This is a genomic window from Micromonospora ureilytica, from assembly GCF_015751765.1.
Lineage (GTDB): Bacteria > Actinomycetota > Actinomycetes > Mycobacteriales > Micromonosporaceae > Micromonospora > Micromonospora ureilytica.
The window spans coordinates 2,030,570-2,044,723 of sequence record NZ_JADOTX010000001.1; the positions used below are offsets into that span (position 1 = coordinate 2,030,570).

Here is a 14,154-nt window from a genome sequence, read left to right on the forward strand (position 1 = left end):
GCGCCGGGCGTATGGCCAGGACTCCGCGGTACCACCCCGCTTGCGCCTCGATGGTGCGGGCGCCGCTCAATTCTGCGACGTGACGTGCCGCTACGTCCGGTTCTACTGGGGCAGTTGAACTGCCCGTTCTTCCGGAGGCTCCCCGGTGATGGCCGGATCGGTGCCGATGCCGTCCAGCATAGCTGTCCGCGCGCGGAGCAGTGGCCGGAGTGCCAGGCCCTAGCCGTGCAGCCAGATGCGGAGAGGGCCGGTGGTGGTGAAGCCAGCGGAGAGCGCCGGCGTCAGGTCCGCTGTGGTTTCGTAGCCGACCAGCGGCGCGTGGGGCAGGGTGGCGCACACCGCGCGCCAGATGTCCCGGGAGTCGTCGGTGCGGGTGAACAGGTTCGAGACGCCGTACGGACCGTCGCCGCTGAGCACCGCTCCACCGGTGATCACACCCCGGTCGTCGTGGCGGGCGAGCACCCGTACCCGGGGGTCGGCCAGGAGCGCGGGGCGGAACAACTCCCCGCCGCCGTGTGTCGCCGCCCAGGACGCCAGGTCGTCGGGAGTGGTGACCGGGGTCAGCGGTGGATCGAGAGGTGGCGCCAACGGTGGCCGGTGGATCCACTGCGCGTCGAAGAGCACCCGGAACCCGTACCCGGACAGGTCGAGGTCGGCGAAGCTGTCCTTCACCGACGCGCCGGGCCCCGCGTCGATCCGGGCCAGCAGGGCCTCGGCGTCGACGCGCGGCCGCAGGGTGACCGCGTCCGGGTACCACTGTGGCGAACGGTGGGGGAGCGACCAGGCGTCAGCGTCGGTACGGCCGGCCAGCTCGTGGCTGCCGCAGACGATGTCGCACCATTCGGCGTTGTTGCGGGCCGCCGTCCGCACGTCCTCCAGCACGTCGGGCAGCCTAGCCACTGTCAGCGGAGTCGGGTGAGCAGGATCCGGCCGCCCTCATGGACGCCGCCGTCGATGGCGATGACCCTGTCGTCGGCGTACCGCAGCGCGACTGTGACATCCCGCGGCGCCACGCCGAAGTGCTTGGTGAGGGTGCTGTGGCCGTGGACGAGCACGTCGCCTCCGAGTGTGCGCAGCATCAGCGACACCGGATCGTCGGGGTTCGCCTGCACGGCGTCACGAAAGGCACCCCGATCGCTCATCCGGTCACAAAAGTCCAGCCACGCCGAGGGGTCGCTGGAGCCGAGAGCCGTGGCGACTGCCGCGTTCACGGCGGCCACACCGGATCCAAGTTCCAGGTATCGGATGGTGTCGGAGTGAACGAGCAGGAACCCGTCGACGACCGCGACCGCGGGCAGCCGCGTCATCCACTCGACATGCTGTGGCGTCAGCTGGCGCAGGTCCTTCTCCCGCCCGCCGAACCGGGCCCAACCACCGCGAAACCCGCCGGGCTCGTCCCACCCGGCAACGGGCCTGGTGCCGAACCGCTGCGCGGCGAGCAGCTGCACCTCGTGGTTACCCAACAGTGCCCCGACGTGGCCGCCCACCGCAGCTGCGGAGACGGCGAGCCGCCGGATGTCGTTGATGACGCCGATACCGTCCGGGCCGCGATCGACGTAGTCACCGAGCAGCCACAACCGCGCGCCGCCCCCGGACCAGTGCCCGGTGTGGTCGACGAGCCCCACCTGGCGAAGGCACTCCCGGAACTCGGACCGGTGACCGTGGATGTCCGCCACCACGTACAGCGGCGTCATGCCGCTGCCGCCAGCTCACCCAGGTCAACCGCCGCATCCGCCGAGCACCGTTCCTCGTCCCGGTCGGCGGCCAAACGCCGCATCGTCTCGTCGAGCGTCACCATGGCCGCCACGATAGGAGGTACCGCTGGCCGACAACCAGTGCCTGCCATTCTTTGGCAGGGAATCACCGACGGAGCACATCGAGCCGCCGCAGGGTCAGTCGCCGGTCGGCCGTACGCTCCGGCGGCGGGAACGGTGACGGCCAGGACGGGCCAGCACATAGCCGATCCCGTGCCGCTCGAGGCCATCGCGGAGACCGGGGTAGCTCAGGGGGCGTAGACCAGGTCCATCGTGTCGGTGTGCCCGGACCAGCGCAGGTCGAGGCGCCAACACCCGGCCTGCGGCAGGTCGATGATCGACGGCCCTGGCCCGCCGGCGACCTCCCGGGTCACCCGGGTGTCGGTGCCGTCCAGTGTCGCGGTGATCACCAATGTTGCCGGTGCCGTCGGGTCGGGCGAGGTCGTGGCGGCGCGAGCCACCCACAGGATCTTGTTGTTCGACCCGTCCGTCCGGACCTGGCGCAGCGGATGGGCGAACAACACCGCCACGATGTCACCCTTCGCGCCGAAGACGTGCGGAACCCGCGCGTCCCCGCTGAAGCCGGCGTCCGCCCAGTCCGGCAGGGACCCCGTCTCGACCCGTGCCGCGCAGGCGGTCGCGGTGCCCGCCGTGGTGGCCGCACCCGCCGTCGGCGCCGCCCCGCTGGTTGTGGTGGTGCACCCCGCCAGCAGGACCATCGAGGATGCCAGCATCAACCTGCCCCAGGAAACCATCCCGCCCCTTCCAGTACGCGTCGAGGACCCGTCGCCTCTTTCCGACACCGCCCGGACGCGCCAGGTTCCTAGGCCCGTGTCTTCAAAGGTTCACAACCATTGGAGTAGCGCGGCCATAGTGACTGTGGCCTGGGATGAGGTCGTGGTCTTGTCGTAGCGGGTCGCGACGCTGTGGCACTGCTTGAGCGACGTTCGACGACGTTGCGTCGTTTGTAGAGCTGCCTGTCGAACGTCGGTGGCCAGCCGCCACGGTTGCCGCGTCGGCGGCGGTTGGCCTGCTGGTCGGCGCGTTCAGGGATCGTGTGCCCGATACCGCGCCGGCGCAGGTCTGCCCGGATCGCCTTGGAGCTGTAGCCCTTGCCTTTAGCGCCCGCGGCGCTGGTCGCCGCCGCCGCGACGGTTCACAGCAGCACCGGACGGCGCCCTGTTCGCCGCCTGCTCGGCCCCGGGGCTCAGCCGCTGAATTCGTTGACGCCGAGGGCGAAGTCCCAGTGGCCGACCCCGTTGCCGGCGAGGCCCACCGTGACCACGCCCAGCCCTTCCAGCCAGTGCGCCATTTTCAGGCCGCCGACGTCCAGCGGGCGCAGCCCGAGGCTCTCGACGAACACCGCCACGCCTGCCTTTGCCTGCGCATTGTCACCAGCGATGAAGACGTTGGGCCGGCCCTTCTCCAGGACGTTACGGAAGATGGTGTTGAATGCCTTCACCACGCTGGCGCTGGCCGGGGCCACCTTGGCAACTTCCTGCGCGATCGAGGTCTCCTCGCTGTGGGCCAGTCCGTCGAACGTGGCGTTGAAGGGGTTGCTGATGTCGACGATGACCTTGCCCGCGAGGGCGTCTCCGTACTCGGCGACGACCGGAACGACACCGTCGTACAACAGGGCCGTGATGACGATGTCCCCGGCCGGGACGGCGCCCCACTTGCCCGTAGTCGCGCCGCCGCCCAGAGCCTTGGCCAGGTCATCGACCTTGGACTGATCGCGTCCCATGATCTCGACGGTGTTACCGCCCGCCACCGCGAGCGTGCCGATGGTACGGGCCATGTTCCCCGTACCGATGAGGGTGATGCTGCTCATGAGGTCTGCTCTCTTCCTGATTCGTGGTGTGTGGTTCAGATGGCGGTGGTGCCGCCGTCGGCGACCAGTTCCAGGCCGTTGACGTAGCTGGAGTCGTCGGAGGCGAGGAACAGGGCGACGGTGGCGATTTCTTCGGGGCGGCCCATCTTTCCCCGGGGGATGAGGGACTCGAATGCGGCCTTGGTTGCCTCGTCGAACAGTTCTTCCTGCTTGGCGGTGGCGACCTGGCCGGGGGTCAGGACGTTGACCCGGATCTTGCGGTCGCGCAGTTCGTTGAGCCAGACGCGGGCCCATGCCTGCTGGACGGCTTTGCTTCCCGCGTAGAGGCTCCAGCCGGGGAAGGCGCCCAGCGAGGCGTTGGATCCGGTCATGAAGATCGAGCCGTTGTCGTTGATCAACGGCAGTGCCTTCTGCACGGTGAACAGGGTGCCGCGCGCGTTGAGCCAGAAGGCGCGGTGGAACTGTTCCTCGGTGATCTCGCCGAGGACGGCGGGTTCGCCCATCCCGGCGCTGGCCCACAGCACGTCGATCGAGCCTTTTTCTCGCTTGACGGTGTCGTACAAGCGGTCCAGGTCGTCCAGTTCGGCCGCGTCACCCTGGACGGCGGTGATGTTGCGGCCGATCAGCTTGACGGCGTCGTCGAGTGCTTCCTGCCGCCGGGCCTGGATGAAGACGTGCGCTCCTTCCTCGACGAACAGTCTGGCGCCGGCCAGTGCCATGCCGGTGGATCCGCCGGTGATCACCGCTACCTTGCCATCGAGCTTTCCCACGATCACTCCGTTGAATTGATGGGTATTCGAAACAGCTCGGTTTGGTTCTTATGCACACCAAGCGGTGTACGTAACGTACCCGGTTGCCGATCGGCGCGCAAGCTACGTACACCGGTCGGTACCGACCCCGCTGCGGAACGCCCGGCGCGCCATGGCGCACCGACGACCATCGGGACCGCTCTGACCTTGCGAACGGATGATCAACTCGAACGCTAGCTATGTATACTGGTCTGTACCCAGCGACCTATACTGAAGGCATGACGGAGTTGGAGAAGGGCCCCCAGGGCCGACGCCGCGGCAGGGGCGCACGCGAACGCATCCTCAGCGCGTCACAGCAGCTATTCCGCGATCACGGCATCAACCGCACCGGCATGGACCACCTCTGCGCCGTGGCCCAGGTGTCCAAGCGCACGGCCTACAAGCACTTCACCAGCAAGGACGAACTCGTCGCCGAATACCTGCGCCGATTCGATCCCGACGTCATGCCCGGAGTGTTCGACCGAACCGACCTCACACCCCGCGAACGACTCCTCGCCGCCTTCGAGATTCCCGCCTCCACGCCCCTGTGCCCTTACATCGCGGCGGCCGTCGAACTCCACGACCCTCAACACCCCGCATCCCAGTACGCACGCGACTACAAGACCGCCATCGCCGCCCGACTCACCGAAACCGCCCGCGAAGCCGGCGCCAGCAACCCCGAACAACTCGGCGAACAACTGGCGCTGCTCATCGACGGCGCCTCGGCCCGCACCCGAGTCCTCAACAGCGAATCCTTCCCCACCGCCGCCGCCATCGCCGCCGTCCTCATCGACAACGCCATCCCCGCGTCATCTCCTCGGCAGCCCAGCAATGACCGCGGAACCACCGGGTCTGCTCCCGTTGTGGTGAGAGGCCAATGACGGCCCGACCGGGCCGGCGCGGACGGGGACATCGACTGGCTGGTGTCGGTCGACTCCAGCGGATCGTGCGAGGCCACCAGCACGCCGCTGGCGCTAAAGGGGGCGCCGAGAATCGGACGAACCATAAGATCACGCCCTCGGTCAAAGTCGAGGTGCACTGACCACCAAGATTCACCTCGCCCGCGACGGCCTGATCCCTGAAAGCGCCGACCAGCAGGCCAACCGCCGCCGACGCGGCAACCGTGGCGGCCGGCCACCGACGTTCGACAGGCAGCTCTACAAACGACGCAACGTCGTCGAACGTCGCTCAAGCAGTGCCACAGCGTCGCGACCCGCTACGACAAGACCACGACCTCATTCCAGGCCGCAGTCACTATGGCCGCGCTACTCCAATGGTTGTGAACCATTGAAGACACGGCCTAGCGCAGTGAGCCCGCGATCTCGATCGCCTCGGTCTTGGTGAGGTCGCCCTCGAGCCGGTAGCTCACGTCGTTGTCCTGCCAGATCAGGGTCGAGGCGGCCAGTCGGGCGGTCTCACTGCGGATTCCGCCCGCCCGATCCACGTAGGACAGCACGTGTGGGCCGTCGACCCACACGGCGAAGTCGCCGTTGACCTGGACCCACTCCGCACCCGGCGGGATGACCTCCTTGTGAAAGGACAGGTTGAGGCGACCGTCGAACGCGTCGACACGCAGCGCGCCCCCGTCGTAGAGCAGCGTCGCCACCCGGTACCGGCCCGTGGCGTCCGGACCGGCGACCAGCACCCGCTCGGGTGGGCCCAGCCTCGCCGGCAGGCGGATCGGGAACCGTACTGCCCGTTGCGCCTCGTCCAGGGCGACGGCCCGCTGCCCGGGCAACGGCGACGCGGTGCCGCCGGGCGGCGTCGGGGCGGGCGCGGTGGCGATGCTGACACCGGCGAAGCGCAGCAGCCCCGCGACGGCGTCGGCGATGGCCACCCGCGTCGGCGGCAACACCACCGCCACGATCAGGGCGACGAGCGCCGCCGCGACGAGCGCACGCCACCGACGCGCGGGCCTGTCGAGCCGTGCGCGGACTTGGGCGCGCACGTCGGGCGGCTCGGGCGTTTCCAGCCAGGCGGAAAGGTCACGCAGTTCCCGTTCGAGGTCACCCATGCCGGACCTCCGCACTGTCGAGCAGGCCGCGAAGCTTCGCCAGCGCCCGGGACGTGCGCGACTTCACAGTGCCCCGGGGCCAGCCCAGAGCCGCCACCGTCTCCTCCTCGGTGAGATCGAGGAAGAATCGGCAGACGATCACCTCACGGTCGCGTACCGGCAGTTGTCGCAGGGCCTGCACCAGCGACGCCCGGCGCTCCCCGGCGAGGACCGCGCCGACCGCGTCGTCCTCGACGACCTCGGAGGCCGGGTCCGCTGCCGCCGCTCGCAGGACGAGCCCGTCGCGCCGGCCACGGGAGCGGTGCAGGTTGCGGGTCTCGTTGGCGACGATCGTGAGTAGCCACGACCGGAACGACGAGTCGCCGCGAAAACGGGACAACTTCCGGTACGCCTTCACAAACGCCTCCTGGATGACGTCCTCGGAGTCCGAGCCGGCGCCGAGCAGCACCGCCGTCCGGTACGCGGACGCGGTGTGCCGGGCGACCAGGAGGTTGTACGCCTCCAGGTCACCTGCCCGAGCGCGGGTGACGAGCGCCTCGTCGTCCAGGGGAGCCTCCGTTCGGATCACACTCATGACACCGCCCACCCGCCGCGGGTTCCACCCGGCCTTCCCGACGCAGGTCAGCTGTCTCCCATCCGGCGTGCAGCGTATTGCCAGGAATGGGTGCTGCACTGGAGGGGCGTCGAGGAGAGGGGCGGGGCATGAGCTGGTTCAACCGCCGGTCGCGGGGTGCCGAGGCAACCCCGACGAAGCTGGACCGGGAGGCGACCCGCGACGACCTCGCGGCGCTGGAGGCGTTCGTCGCCACCCGGCGCGGGGTGGAGTTCTACCTGGAGCCGGAGACGACCGCGACGGACACCACGGTGGTGGCGATCGCCCACGACGGCGAGTGGATCCGCCGCCGTACCGGAACGCCGCGTGCGGCCGGCACTATCGCCCGCAAGCACGCGGTGCCGCTGTACGAGGCAGCGCGCACCGGCTACCCGGAGCGGATGCGGACCTGGAGCCGGGCCCACCCGGAACGCCACGCCCGCTGACCCTGGCGTCGCTCGGCCCTGGGCGGGCGTCGCTTCGCTCCGGGCGTGTGTCGTTCGGCTCCTTTGGAGCTGAATCGTTGGTGACATCGCCGTACGTCCCAGCCGGGAGTCAAGGCGGCTGAATCGTTTACGACATCAGCTCCAAAGGGCCCGCGTGGACACTCGCCCCCTGCTACCGCACCACCCCACCCCACCCCTGCCACGGCAACACTCGACCCCCGCGCACCGATATTTCCGCAGGTCAATGTGGTGGGCGTGGCCGGGCGACGCCGGGGTCCGCGTTGACCGGCGGCGCGGCGGTGTGGCAGCATTCGCGGCCTGACGGCAGTGAAGGAAGTCGGTGCAATTCCGACGCGGTCCCGCCACTGTCACCGGGGAGCGATCCCCCCTCGTGAGTCACGGCCGTGTGTCTGCGGTTGGAAGGCCGGGGGAGAGCGTCGATCCGGAAGCCAGGATACTTCGGCCGTCGGGACGTACCCCAGGGCGTGGACACCCGAGGAGGACCCGATGACGCACGGCGTCTCATTCATCGACGATCATCGTCGTATTGCGCTCCAGGCAGTGCGTTCCAAGGACACCGGCCACCGGCACCGTTGAGCTGATCGCCCGACGCTGTCCGGCCCCGACGCCCGCGTCGGTGCGCCGTTCGCCCGGGCCGTCGTACCGGCTGACGCCGTACCCACCCGCATCGTCCCCGGTCGCCCTCGTGGCGGCCCAGGACGTCACTTTCCGGAGCCTGCCGTGCGCATCCTGCTGCTGTCCACCGCCGACACCGACCTGCTGGCCGCCCGTGCCAGCGGCGCCGACTACCGGTTGGCCAACCCCGCGCGGGTCACCGTCGAGGAGGTGCCCGCCCTGCTCGACGGCGTCGCCCTCGTCGTCGTACGCCTTCTCGGCGGTCGGCAGGCGTGGCCGGACGGCCTCGCCGCGGTGCTCGCCACCGGCGTGCCGACGGTCGTGCTCGGCGGCGAGGCGCTCCCCGACGCGGAGCTGATGGCCATCTCCACGGTGCCGTCCGGAGTCGTCACCCAGGCGCTGGCCTACCTGGTCGAGGGCGGGCCGGAAAACCTGGGGCAGCTGGCCCGGTTCCTGTCCGACACGGTGCTGCTCACCGGTGAGGGGTTCGCCCCGCCCACACCCACCCCGTCGTACGGCGTGCACGGCGACCACCCCACCGATCCGGGCCGGCCCACAGTGGGAATCGTCTTCTACCGGGCGCACGCCCTCGCCGGCAACACCGACTTCGTCGACGTGCTCGCGGACGCCGTCCACAAGGCCGGCGGCAACCCGCTGCCGATCTTCTGCGGCTCACTGCGCGGGCTGACCGCCGGCGCCGGCCCACTCGGGCTGTTCGCCCGCTGTGACACCCTGCTGGTCACGGTGCTCGCGGCCGGCGGCGCGGTCGCCGCGGACGCCTCCGGTGGCGGCGACGAGGACGCCTGGGACGTGGGCGCCCTGGCCGCCCTGGACGTTCCGGTCATCCAGGCGCTCTGCCTCACCAGCACGCACGCGCAGTGGGCCGACAGCGACGCCGGCCTGTCCCCGTTGGACGCCGCCATGCAGGTGGCCATCCCCGAGTTCGACGGCCGGATCGTCACAGTGCCGTTCTCGTTCAAGCAGATCGACGCCGACGGGCTCTCGGTCTACGCCGCCGACCCCGAGCGGGCCGCCCGGGTCGCCGGGATCGCGGTGCGTCACGCCCGGCTGCGGTACGTGCCGCACGCCGACAAGCGGGTCGCCGTGGTGCTCAGCTCGTACCCCACCAAGCACGCCCGGGTCGGTAACGCCGTCGGGCTGGACACCCCGGCCTCGGCGGTCCGGCTGTTCGCCGCGCTGGCCGAGGCCGGCTACGACCTGGGTGACGCGCCGCCGCCCGACGACGGCGACGCGCTGATCCACGCGCTGATCGCCGCCGGTGGTCACGACGTGGAGTGGCTCACCCCGGAGCAGTTGGCCGCCGCCGAGGCCCGGATACCGGGGCCGACGTACCGGCGCTGGTTCGACCAGGTCCCGGCCGAGCTGCGCGAGCGGATGCGGGAGCACTGGGGTGAGCCACCGGGCGAGCTGTACACCGAGGGCGGCGACATCGTGCTCGCCGGGCTGCGCTTCGGCAACGTGGTGCTGCTGATCCAGCCGCCCCGCGGCTTCGGGGAGAACCCGATCGCCATCTACCACGACCCGGACCTGCCGCCCAGCCACCACTACCTGGCCGCGTACCGCTGGTTGACAGCGCCCGTCGCGGACGGCGGCTTCGGCGCGGACGCCGTGGTGCACCTGGGCAAGCACGGCACCCTGGAGTGGTTGCCCGGCAAGGGCCTCGGCCTCGCCGCCGACTGCGCGCCCGACGCGGTCCTCGGCGACCTGCCGCTGGTGTACCCGTTCATCGTCAACGACCCCGGCGAGGGCACCCAGGCCAAGCGGCGGGCGCACGCCGTGGTCGTCGACCACCTGGTCCCGCCGATGGCCCGCGCCGAGACCTACGGCGACCTGGCCAAACTGGAGCAACTGCTCGACGAGTACGCGACAGTGCAGGCCCTCGACCCGGCCAAGGTGCCCACCGTGCGGGCCCAGATCTGGGACCTGGTGCGCGCCGCCGAGCTGCACCACGACCTGCACGCCGAGGCCATGCCCGACGCGGACGACTTCGACGACTTCGTGCTGCACCTCGACGGGTACCTCTGCGAGGTCAAGGACGTGCAGATCCGCGACGGGCTGCACATCCTCGCCGACGCGCCCACCGGCGAGCCACGGGTCAACCTGGTCCTCGCGGTGCTGCGCGCCCCACAGATCTGGGGCGGTGCCCGCGCCCTGCCCGGCCTGCGGCAGGCCCTCGCCGTCGCGTACTCCCTCGACGAGCAGGAGCTGCTCGCGACGCCGGGACAGCGCCTGGCGCTTCCCCCGGCGCTGACCGACGTGGTGGACGGACCGGCCGGCACCGCCGCCGACGCGATCGACCTCATCGAGGCCCTCGCGCGGCGGCTGGTCGTCGGCATGGAAACCCTGGGCTGGGCCGTGGACACCGTCGACGCCGTGGTGGCGGAGGTGACCGGTCGGTCGATCCCGGACGTCGCCGCGGTGCTGCACTTCGCCGCCACCGAGCTGGTGCCCCGACTGGACCGGACCACCGACGAGCTCACCAACACCCTCGGGGCGCTGGACGGCAGGTTCGTGCCGCCCGGCCCGTCCGGCTCACCCACCCGCGGCCTGGTCAACGTGCTGCCCACCGGCCGCAACTTCTACTCGGTCGACCCGAAGGCCATCCCCAGCCGCAACGCCTGGGACGTCGGGGTGGCCCTCGCCGACTCGCTGCTGGCCCGGCACCTCGCCGACACCGGCGCGTACCCCCGCTCGGTGGGGTTGACCGTGTGGGGCACCAGCGCCATGCGGACCCAGGGCGACGACATCGCCGAGGTGCTCGCGCTGCTGGGCTGCCGGCCGGTCTGGGACGACAGGTCCCGGCGGGTCACCGGTGTCGAGGTGGTGTCGACCGCCGAGCTGGGCCGGCCCCGCGTCGACGTCACAGTGCGCATCTCCGGCTTCTTCCGCGACGCGTTCCCGCACGTCGTGGCGTTGCTCGACGACGCCGTCCGGCGGGTCGCCGCCCTGGACGAGCCGGACGAGGAGAACTACCTGCGGGCACACGTCACCGCCGACGTCGCCGAGCACGGCGACGAGCGGCGGGCCACCGCCCGGATCTTCGGCTCCAAGCCCGGCGCGTACGGCGCGGGGCTGCTGCCCCTGATCGACGCCCGGACCTGGCGCAGCGACGCCGACCTGGCCGAGGTGTACGCGGTGTGGGGCGGTTACGCGTACGGCCGGGGCCTGGACGGGCGGGAGGCGCGCGCCGACATGGAGCGCTCGTTCGCCCGGATCGCGGTGGCGGTGAAGAACCAGGACACCCGCGAGCACGACATCGTCGACTCCGACGACTACTTCCAGTACCACGGCGGGATGGTGGCGATGGTCCGCCACCTCACCGGCACGTCACCGCAGGCGTACGTGGGTGACTCGGCGATGCCGCACGACGTGCGCACCCGCACCCTGGGCGAGGAGACCCGACGGGTGTTCCGGGCCCGGGTGGTCAACCCGAAGTGGATCGCCGCGATGCGCCGGCACGGCTACAAGGGCGCGTTCGAGCTGGCGGCCACGGTGGACTACCTGTTCGGCTACGACGCCACCGCCGGGGTGGTCGACGACTGGATGTACGAGCACCTGGCCGCCGCGTACCTCTTCGACGACACGACCCGGGAGTTCCTGGAGAAGTCCAACCCGTGGGCGCTGCGAGGCATCACCGAACGGCTGTTGGAGGCCGCCGACCGGGGGCTGTGGGCCAAGCCGGAACCGGCCACCCTCGACCGGCTGCGCGACACGTACCTGGCCAGCGAGGGCGACCTGGAGGACCGGGCATGACCGAGACCGTCACCACCACCACGACCTACCCGTTCAGTGCGGTGCTCGGCATGGCCGACATGCGGCTGGCGTTGCTGCTCAACGCGGTGTCCCCGGCGATCGGCGGGGTGCTGGTCCGTGGTGAGAAGGGAACCGCCAAGTCCACAGCCGTGCGGGCGCTCGCCGCGCTGCTGCCGCCGGTGCGCCGGGTGGCCGGCTGCCGTTTCGGCTGTGACCCGGCCGAGCCCGACCCGGCCTGCCCGGACGGCCCGCACCCGGCCGACGCCGCCGCCGAGACCCGCCCGGCCCGCCTCGTCGAGCTGCCGGTGGGCGCCGCCGAGGACCGGGTGGTTGGCGCGCTGGATCTGGAGAAGGCGATCGGCGAGGGGGTACGCGCCTTCGAGCCGGGCCTGCTCGCCGCCGCGCACCGGGGGGTGCTCTACGTCGACGAGGTCAACCTGCTGCACGACCACCTCGTCGACCTGCTGCTGGACGCGGCGGCGATGGGCCGCAGCCACGTCGAGCGGGAGGGCGTCTCGGTCAGTCACGCGGCCCGGTTCCTGCTGGTCGGCACGATGAACCCGGAGGAGGGGGAGCTGCGCCCGCAGCTGCTCGACCGGTTCGGGCTCACCGTGGAGGTGGGTGCCAGTCGGGACCCGGAGATCCGGGTCGAGGTGGTCCGCCGCCGGCTGGCCGCCGACGCGGACCCGGTCGGTTTCGCCGCCCGCTGGGCCGACGCCGACGCGGAGATCGCCGGCCAGGTGGTCGCCGCCCGCCGCCGACTTCCCGGGGTACGCCTGCCGGACGCCGCTTTGCGGCAGATCGCCGAGGTGTGTGCGGCGTTCGACGTGGACGGGATGCGGGCCGACATCGTCACCGCCCGTACCGCCCTCGCCCACGCCGCCTGGCACGGCCGGGACCGGGTCACCATCGACGACGTCCGGGTGGCCGCCCGGCTGGCCCTGCCGCACCGCCGCCGCCGCGACCCGTTCGACACCCCGGGGCTGGACGAGAAGCGCCTCGACGAGGCGTTGCAGCGCGCCCAGGACGCCCACCCCGACGACCCGGACGACTCCGGTCCCGACGACAGTGGCCCGGATGGCGGCGGCCCGCAGGGCGGTGGGCCGGCCGGTGACGGAGGCCCGAACGGGGGCGGCCCGAACGGGGGCGGCCCGAGTGGCGGCGGACCGCAGGGCGGCAACGGCGTCGACGACTGTGACCCCGGGTCGACGGAGCACTCGACGGCGCGGAACGGCGCCGGCCCCGAGGGGCGCACCGACGGCCCGGACGGCACCGGCGGCTGGCCGCAGCACCAGCCGGGCGACCGTGGCGACGACGACGGCTGGCCGCAGCACCAGCAGGGCGACCGAGGCGGCGACGGCCAGAACGCGCGCCCGCGCGGCGGCCGGCAGTCGGCGACAGGTGACGACGAGCCGACCGGCGGCGGGGAGTCCCAACCGGTGGCCGTACCTCGGGGTGGGTTGAAGGCGCGGGTGCTCACCGCGCCCGGCGTGGGTGACGGGGTGCCCGGCCGGCGTTCGCGGGCCCGCACCGGGCGGGGCCGCACCACCGGCGCGCGGGTGCCGGCGGGCCGGGTCGGGGCGTTGCACCTGCCGGCCACGATCCGCGCCGCCGCGCCGCACCAGGCCGCCCGGGGCCGGCTGACCGGTCCGCTGCGACTGCGCCGGGACGACCTGCGCGAGGCGGTTCGTGAGGGGCGCGAGGGCAACCTGGTGCTCTTCGTGGTGGACGCGAGCGGCTCGATGGGCGCCAGGCAGCGGATGACCACGGTGAAGGACGCGGTGCTCGCCCTGCTCACCGACGCGTACCAGCGGCGGGACAAGGTCGCGGTGATCGCGTTCCGGGGCGCCGACGCCCGGACCCTGCTGCCGGCGACCTCGTCGGTGCTGGCCGCCTCGACCCGGCTGGCCGAGTTGCCCACCGGCGGGCGTACGCCGTTGGCCGAGGGGTTGCTCGCCGCCGCGGACCTGTTGCGGGTGGAGCGCCTGCGCGACCCGAAGCGCCGCCCGTTGGTCCTCGTCGTCACCGACGGGCGAGCCACTGCGGGCACTCGTCCCCTCGACCGGGCGGCAGCGGCGGCAGCGGTCCTGGCGTCAACCGGTGCCCCCTGCGTGGTCGTCGACTGCGAGTCCGGCCCCGTCCGCCTCAACCTGGCCTCCCGCCTGGCCACCCAGCTGAACGCCCCCCGAACCGCCCTGGAAGCCCTCACCCACCCTCACCCCCGCGATCTTGCACTTCCTGTCGCGGCATAGAGGGCGAAGTGCGCATATGACCAACAGAAACCGCAAGATCGCGGGAGTGTCCGCGGGACGGGGGACG

At 71.7% G+C, this 14,154-nt stretch carries 11 protein-coding genes and 1 riboswitch; of the genes, 4 read left to right on the forward strand and 7 right to left on the reverse strand.

What is annotated here, in order from left to right; all coding sequences use genetic code 11:
- Positions 1 to 219 precede the first annotated feature (219 nt).
- From IW248_RS08895 to IW248_RS08920, 5 genes are all read right to left on the reverse strand, one after another.
- Positions 220 to 882, reverse strand: a complete 663-nt coding sequence (locus tag IW248_RS08895; protein ID WP_196926548.1) for a hypothetical protein — start codon at positions 880 to 882, stop codon at positions 220 to 222.
- Positions 883 to 902: 20 nt separating this feature from the next.
- Positions 903 to 1,694: a metallophosphoesterase gene (locus tag IW248_RS08900; RefSeq protein WP_196926549.1), complete on the reverse strand. Its 792-nt coding sequence runs from the start codon at positions 1,692 to 1,694 to the stop codon at positions 903 to 905.
- A gap of 308 nt (positions 1,695 to 2,002) precedes the next feature.
- Positions 2,003 to 2,488, reverse strand: coding sequence for a hypothetical protein (locus IW248_RS08905; RefSeq protein ID WP_231396239.1), 486 nt, complete (start codon positions 2,486 to 2,488; stop codon positions 2,003 to 2,005).
- Between the two features lie 473 nt (positions 2,489 to 2,961).
- Positions 2,962 to 3,585, reverse strand: a complete 624-nt coding sequence (locus IW248_RS08915; RefSeq protein ID WP_196926551.1) for an NADPH-dependent F420 reductase — start codon at positions 3,583 to 3,585, stop codon at positions 2,962 to 2,964.
- Between the two features lie 35 nt (positions 3,586 to 3,620).
- Positions 3,621 to 4,355: an SDR family NAD(P)-dependent oxidoreductase gene (locus IW248_RS08920; protein ID WP_196926552.1), complete on the reverse strand. Its 735-nt coding sequence runs from the start codon at positions 4,353 to 4,355 to the stop codon at positions 3,621 to 3,623.
- A gap of 257 nt (positions 4,356 to 4,612) precedes the next feature.
- Between IW248_RS08920 and IW248_RS08925 the strand changes: the two genes are divergently transcribed.
- Positions 4,613 to 5,254 (forward strand): TetR/AcrR family transcriptional regulator, encoded by a 642-nt coding sequence (locus IW248_RS08925; protein WP_196926553.1) that lies wholly within the window; start codon positions 4,613 to 4,615, stop codon positions 5,252 to 5,254.
- Between the two features lie 419 nt (positions 5,255 to 5,673).
- On the opposite strand, the gene IW248_RS08930 is transcribed toward IW248_RS08925, so the two are convergent.
- Together IW248_RS08930 and IW248_RS08935 are read right to left on the reverse strand one after the other, a co-directional pair.
- The gene (locus tag IW248_RS08930; protein ID WP_196926554.1) at positions 5,674 to 6,387 is read right to left on the reverse strand and encodes a hypothetical protein; all 714 of its coding nucleotides are present in this window, start codon (positions 6,385 to 6,387) and stop codon (positions 5,674 to 5,676) included.
- Complete coding sequence (locus IW248_RS08935) at positions 6,380 to 6,961, reverse strand: RNA polymerase sigma factor (RefSeq protein ID WP_124822304.1); 582 nt, start codon at positions 6,959 to 6,961, stop codon at positions 6,380 to 6,382. Before IW248_RS08935 ends, IW248_RS08930 begins: the two co-directional genes overlap by 8 nt.
- A gap of 128 nt (positions 6,962 to 7,089) precedes the next feature.
- On the opposite strand from IW248_RS08935, the gene IW248_RS08940 reads away from it, so the two are divergent.
- From IW248_RS08940 to IW248_RS08950, 3 genes are all read left to right on the forward strand, one after another.
- Positions 7,090 to 7,425 carry a hypothetical protein gene (locus IW248_RS08940; RefSeq protein ID WP_196926555.1) on the forward strand — a complete coding sequence of 112 codons (336 nt, stop codon included), beginning with the start codon at positions 7,090 to 7,092 and terminating at the stop codon, positions 7,423 to 7,425.
- A 305-nt stretch (positions 7,426 to 7,730) separates the two neighbouring features.
- A riboswitch (cobalamin riboswitch) is annotated at positions 7,731 to 7,907 on the forward strand.
- 259 nt (positions 7,908 to 8,166) lie between these two features.
- Positions 8,167 to 11,835, forward strand: coding sequence for a cobaltochelatase subunit CobN (gene cobN / locus IW248_RS08945; RefSeq protein WP_196926556.1), 3,669 nt, complete (start codon positions 8,167 to 8,169; stop codon positions 11,833 to 11,835).
- Complete coding sequence (locus tag IW248_RS08950) at positions 11,832 to 14,087, forward strand: magnesium chelatase subunit D family protein (RefSeq protein WP_196926557.1); 2,256 nt, start codon at positions 11,832 to 11,834, stop codon at positions 14,085 to 14,087. The genes cobN and IW248_RS08950 overlap by 4 nt, the downstream gene beginning before the upstream one ends.
- The last annotated feature ends 67 nt before the right edge of the window (positions 14,088 to 14,154 follow it).

Bases quoted from the DNA above. Each gene is read 5' to 3' on its own strand.
- IW248_RS08905 (WP_231396239.1), bottom strand. From the start codon at position 2,488: ATGCTGGCATCCTCGATGGTCCTGCTGGCGGGGTGCACCACCACAACC.
- IW248_RS08930 (WP_196926554.1), bottom strand. From the start codon at position 6,387: ATGGGTGACCTCGAACGGGAACTGCGTGACCTTTCCGCCTGGCTGGAA.
- IW248_RS08935 (WP_124822304.1), bottom strand. From the start codon at position 6,961: ATGAGTGTGATCCGAACGGAGGCTCCCCTGGACGACGAGGCGCTCGTC.
- IW248_RS08915 (WP_196926551.1), bottom strand. From the start codon at position 3,585: ATGAGCAGCATCACCCTCATCGGTACGGGGAACATGGCCCGTACCATC.
- IW248_RS08925 (WP_196926553.1), top strand. From the start codon at position 4,613: ATGACGGAGTTGGAGAAGGGCCCCCAGGGCCGACGCCGCGGCAGGGGC.
- IW248_RS08900 (WP_196926549.1), bottom strand. From the start codon at position 1,694: ATGACGCCGCTGTACGTGGTGGCGGACATCCACGGTCACCGGTCCGAG.
- IW248_RS08940 (WP_196926555.1), top strand. From the start codon at position 7,090: ATGAGCTGGTTCAACCGCCGGTCGCGGGGTGCCGAGGCAACCCCGACG.
- IW248_RS08950 (WP_196926557.1), top strand. From the start codon at position 11,832: ATGACCGAGACCGTCACCACCACCACGACCTACCCGTTCAGTGCGGTG.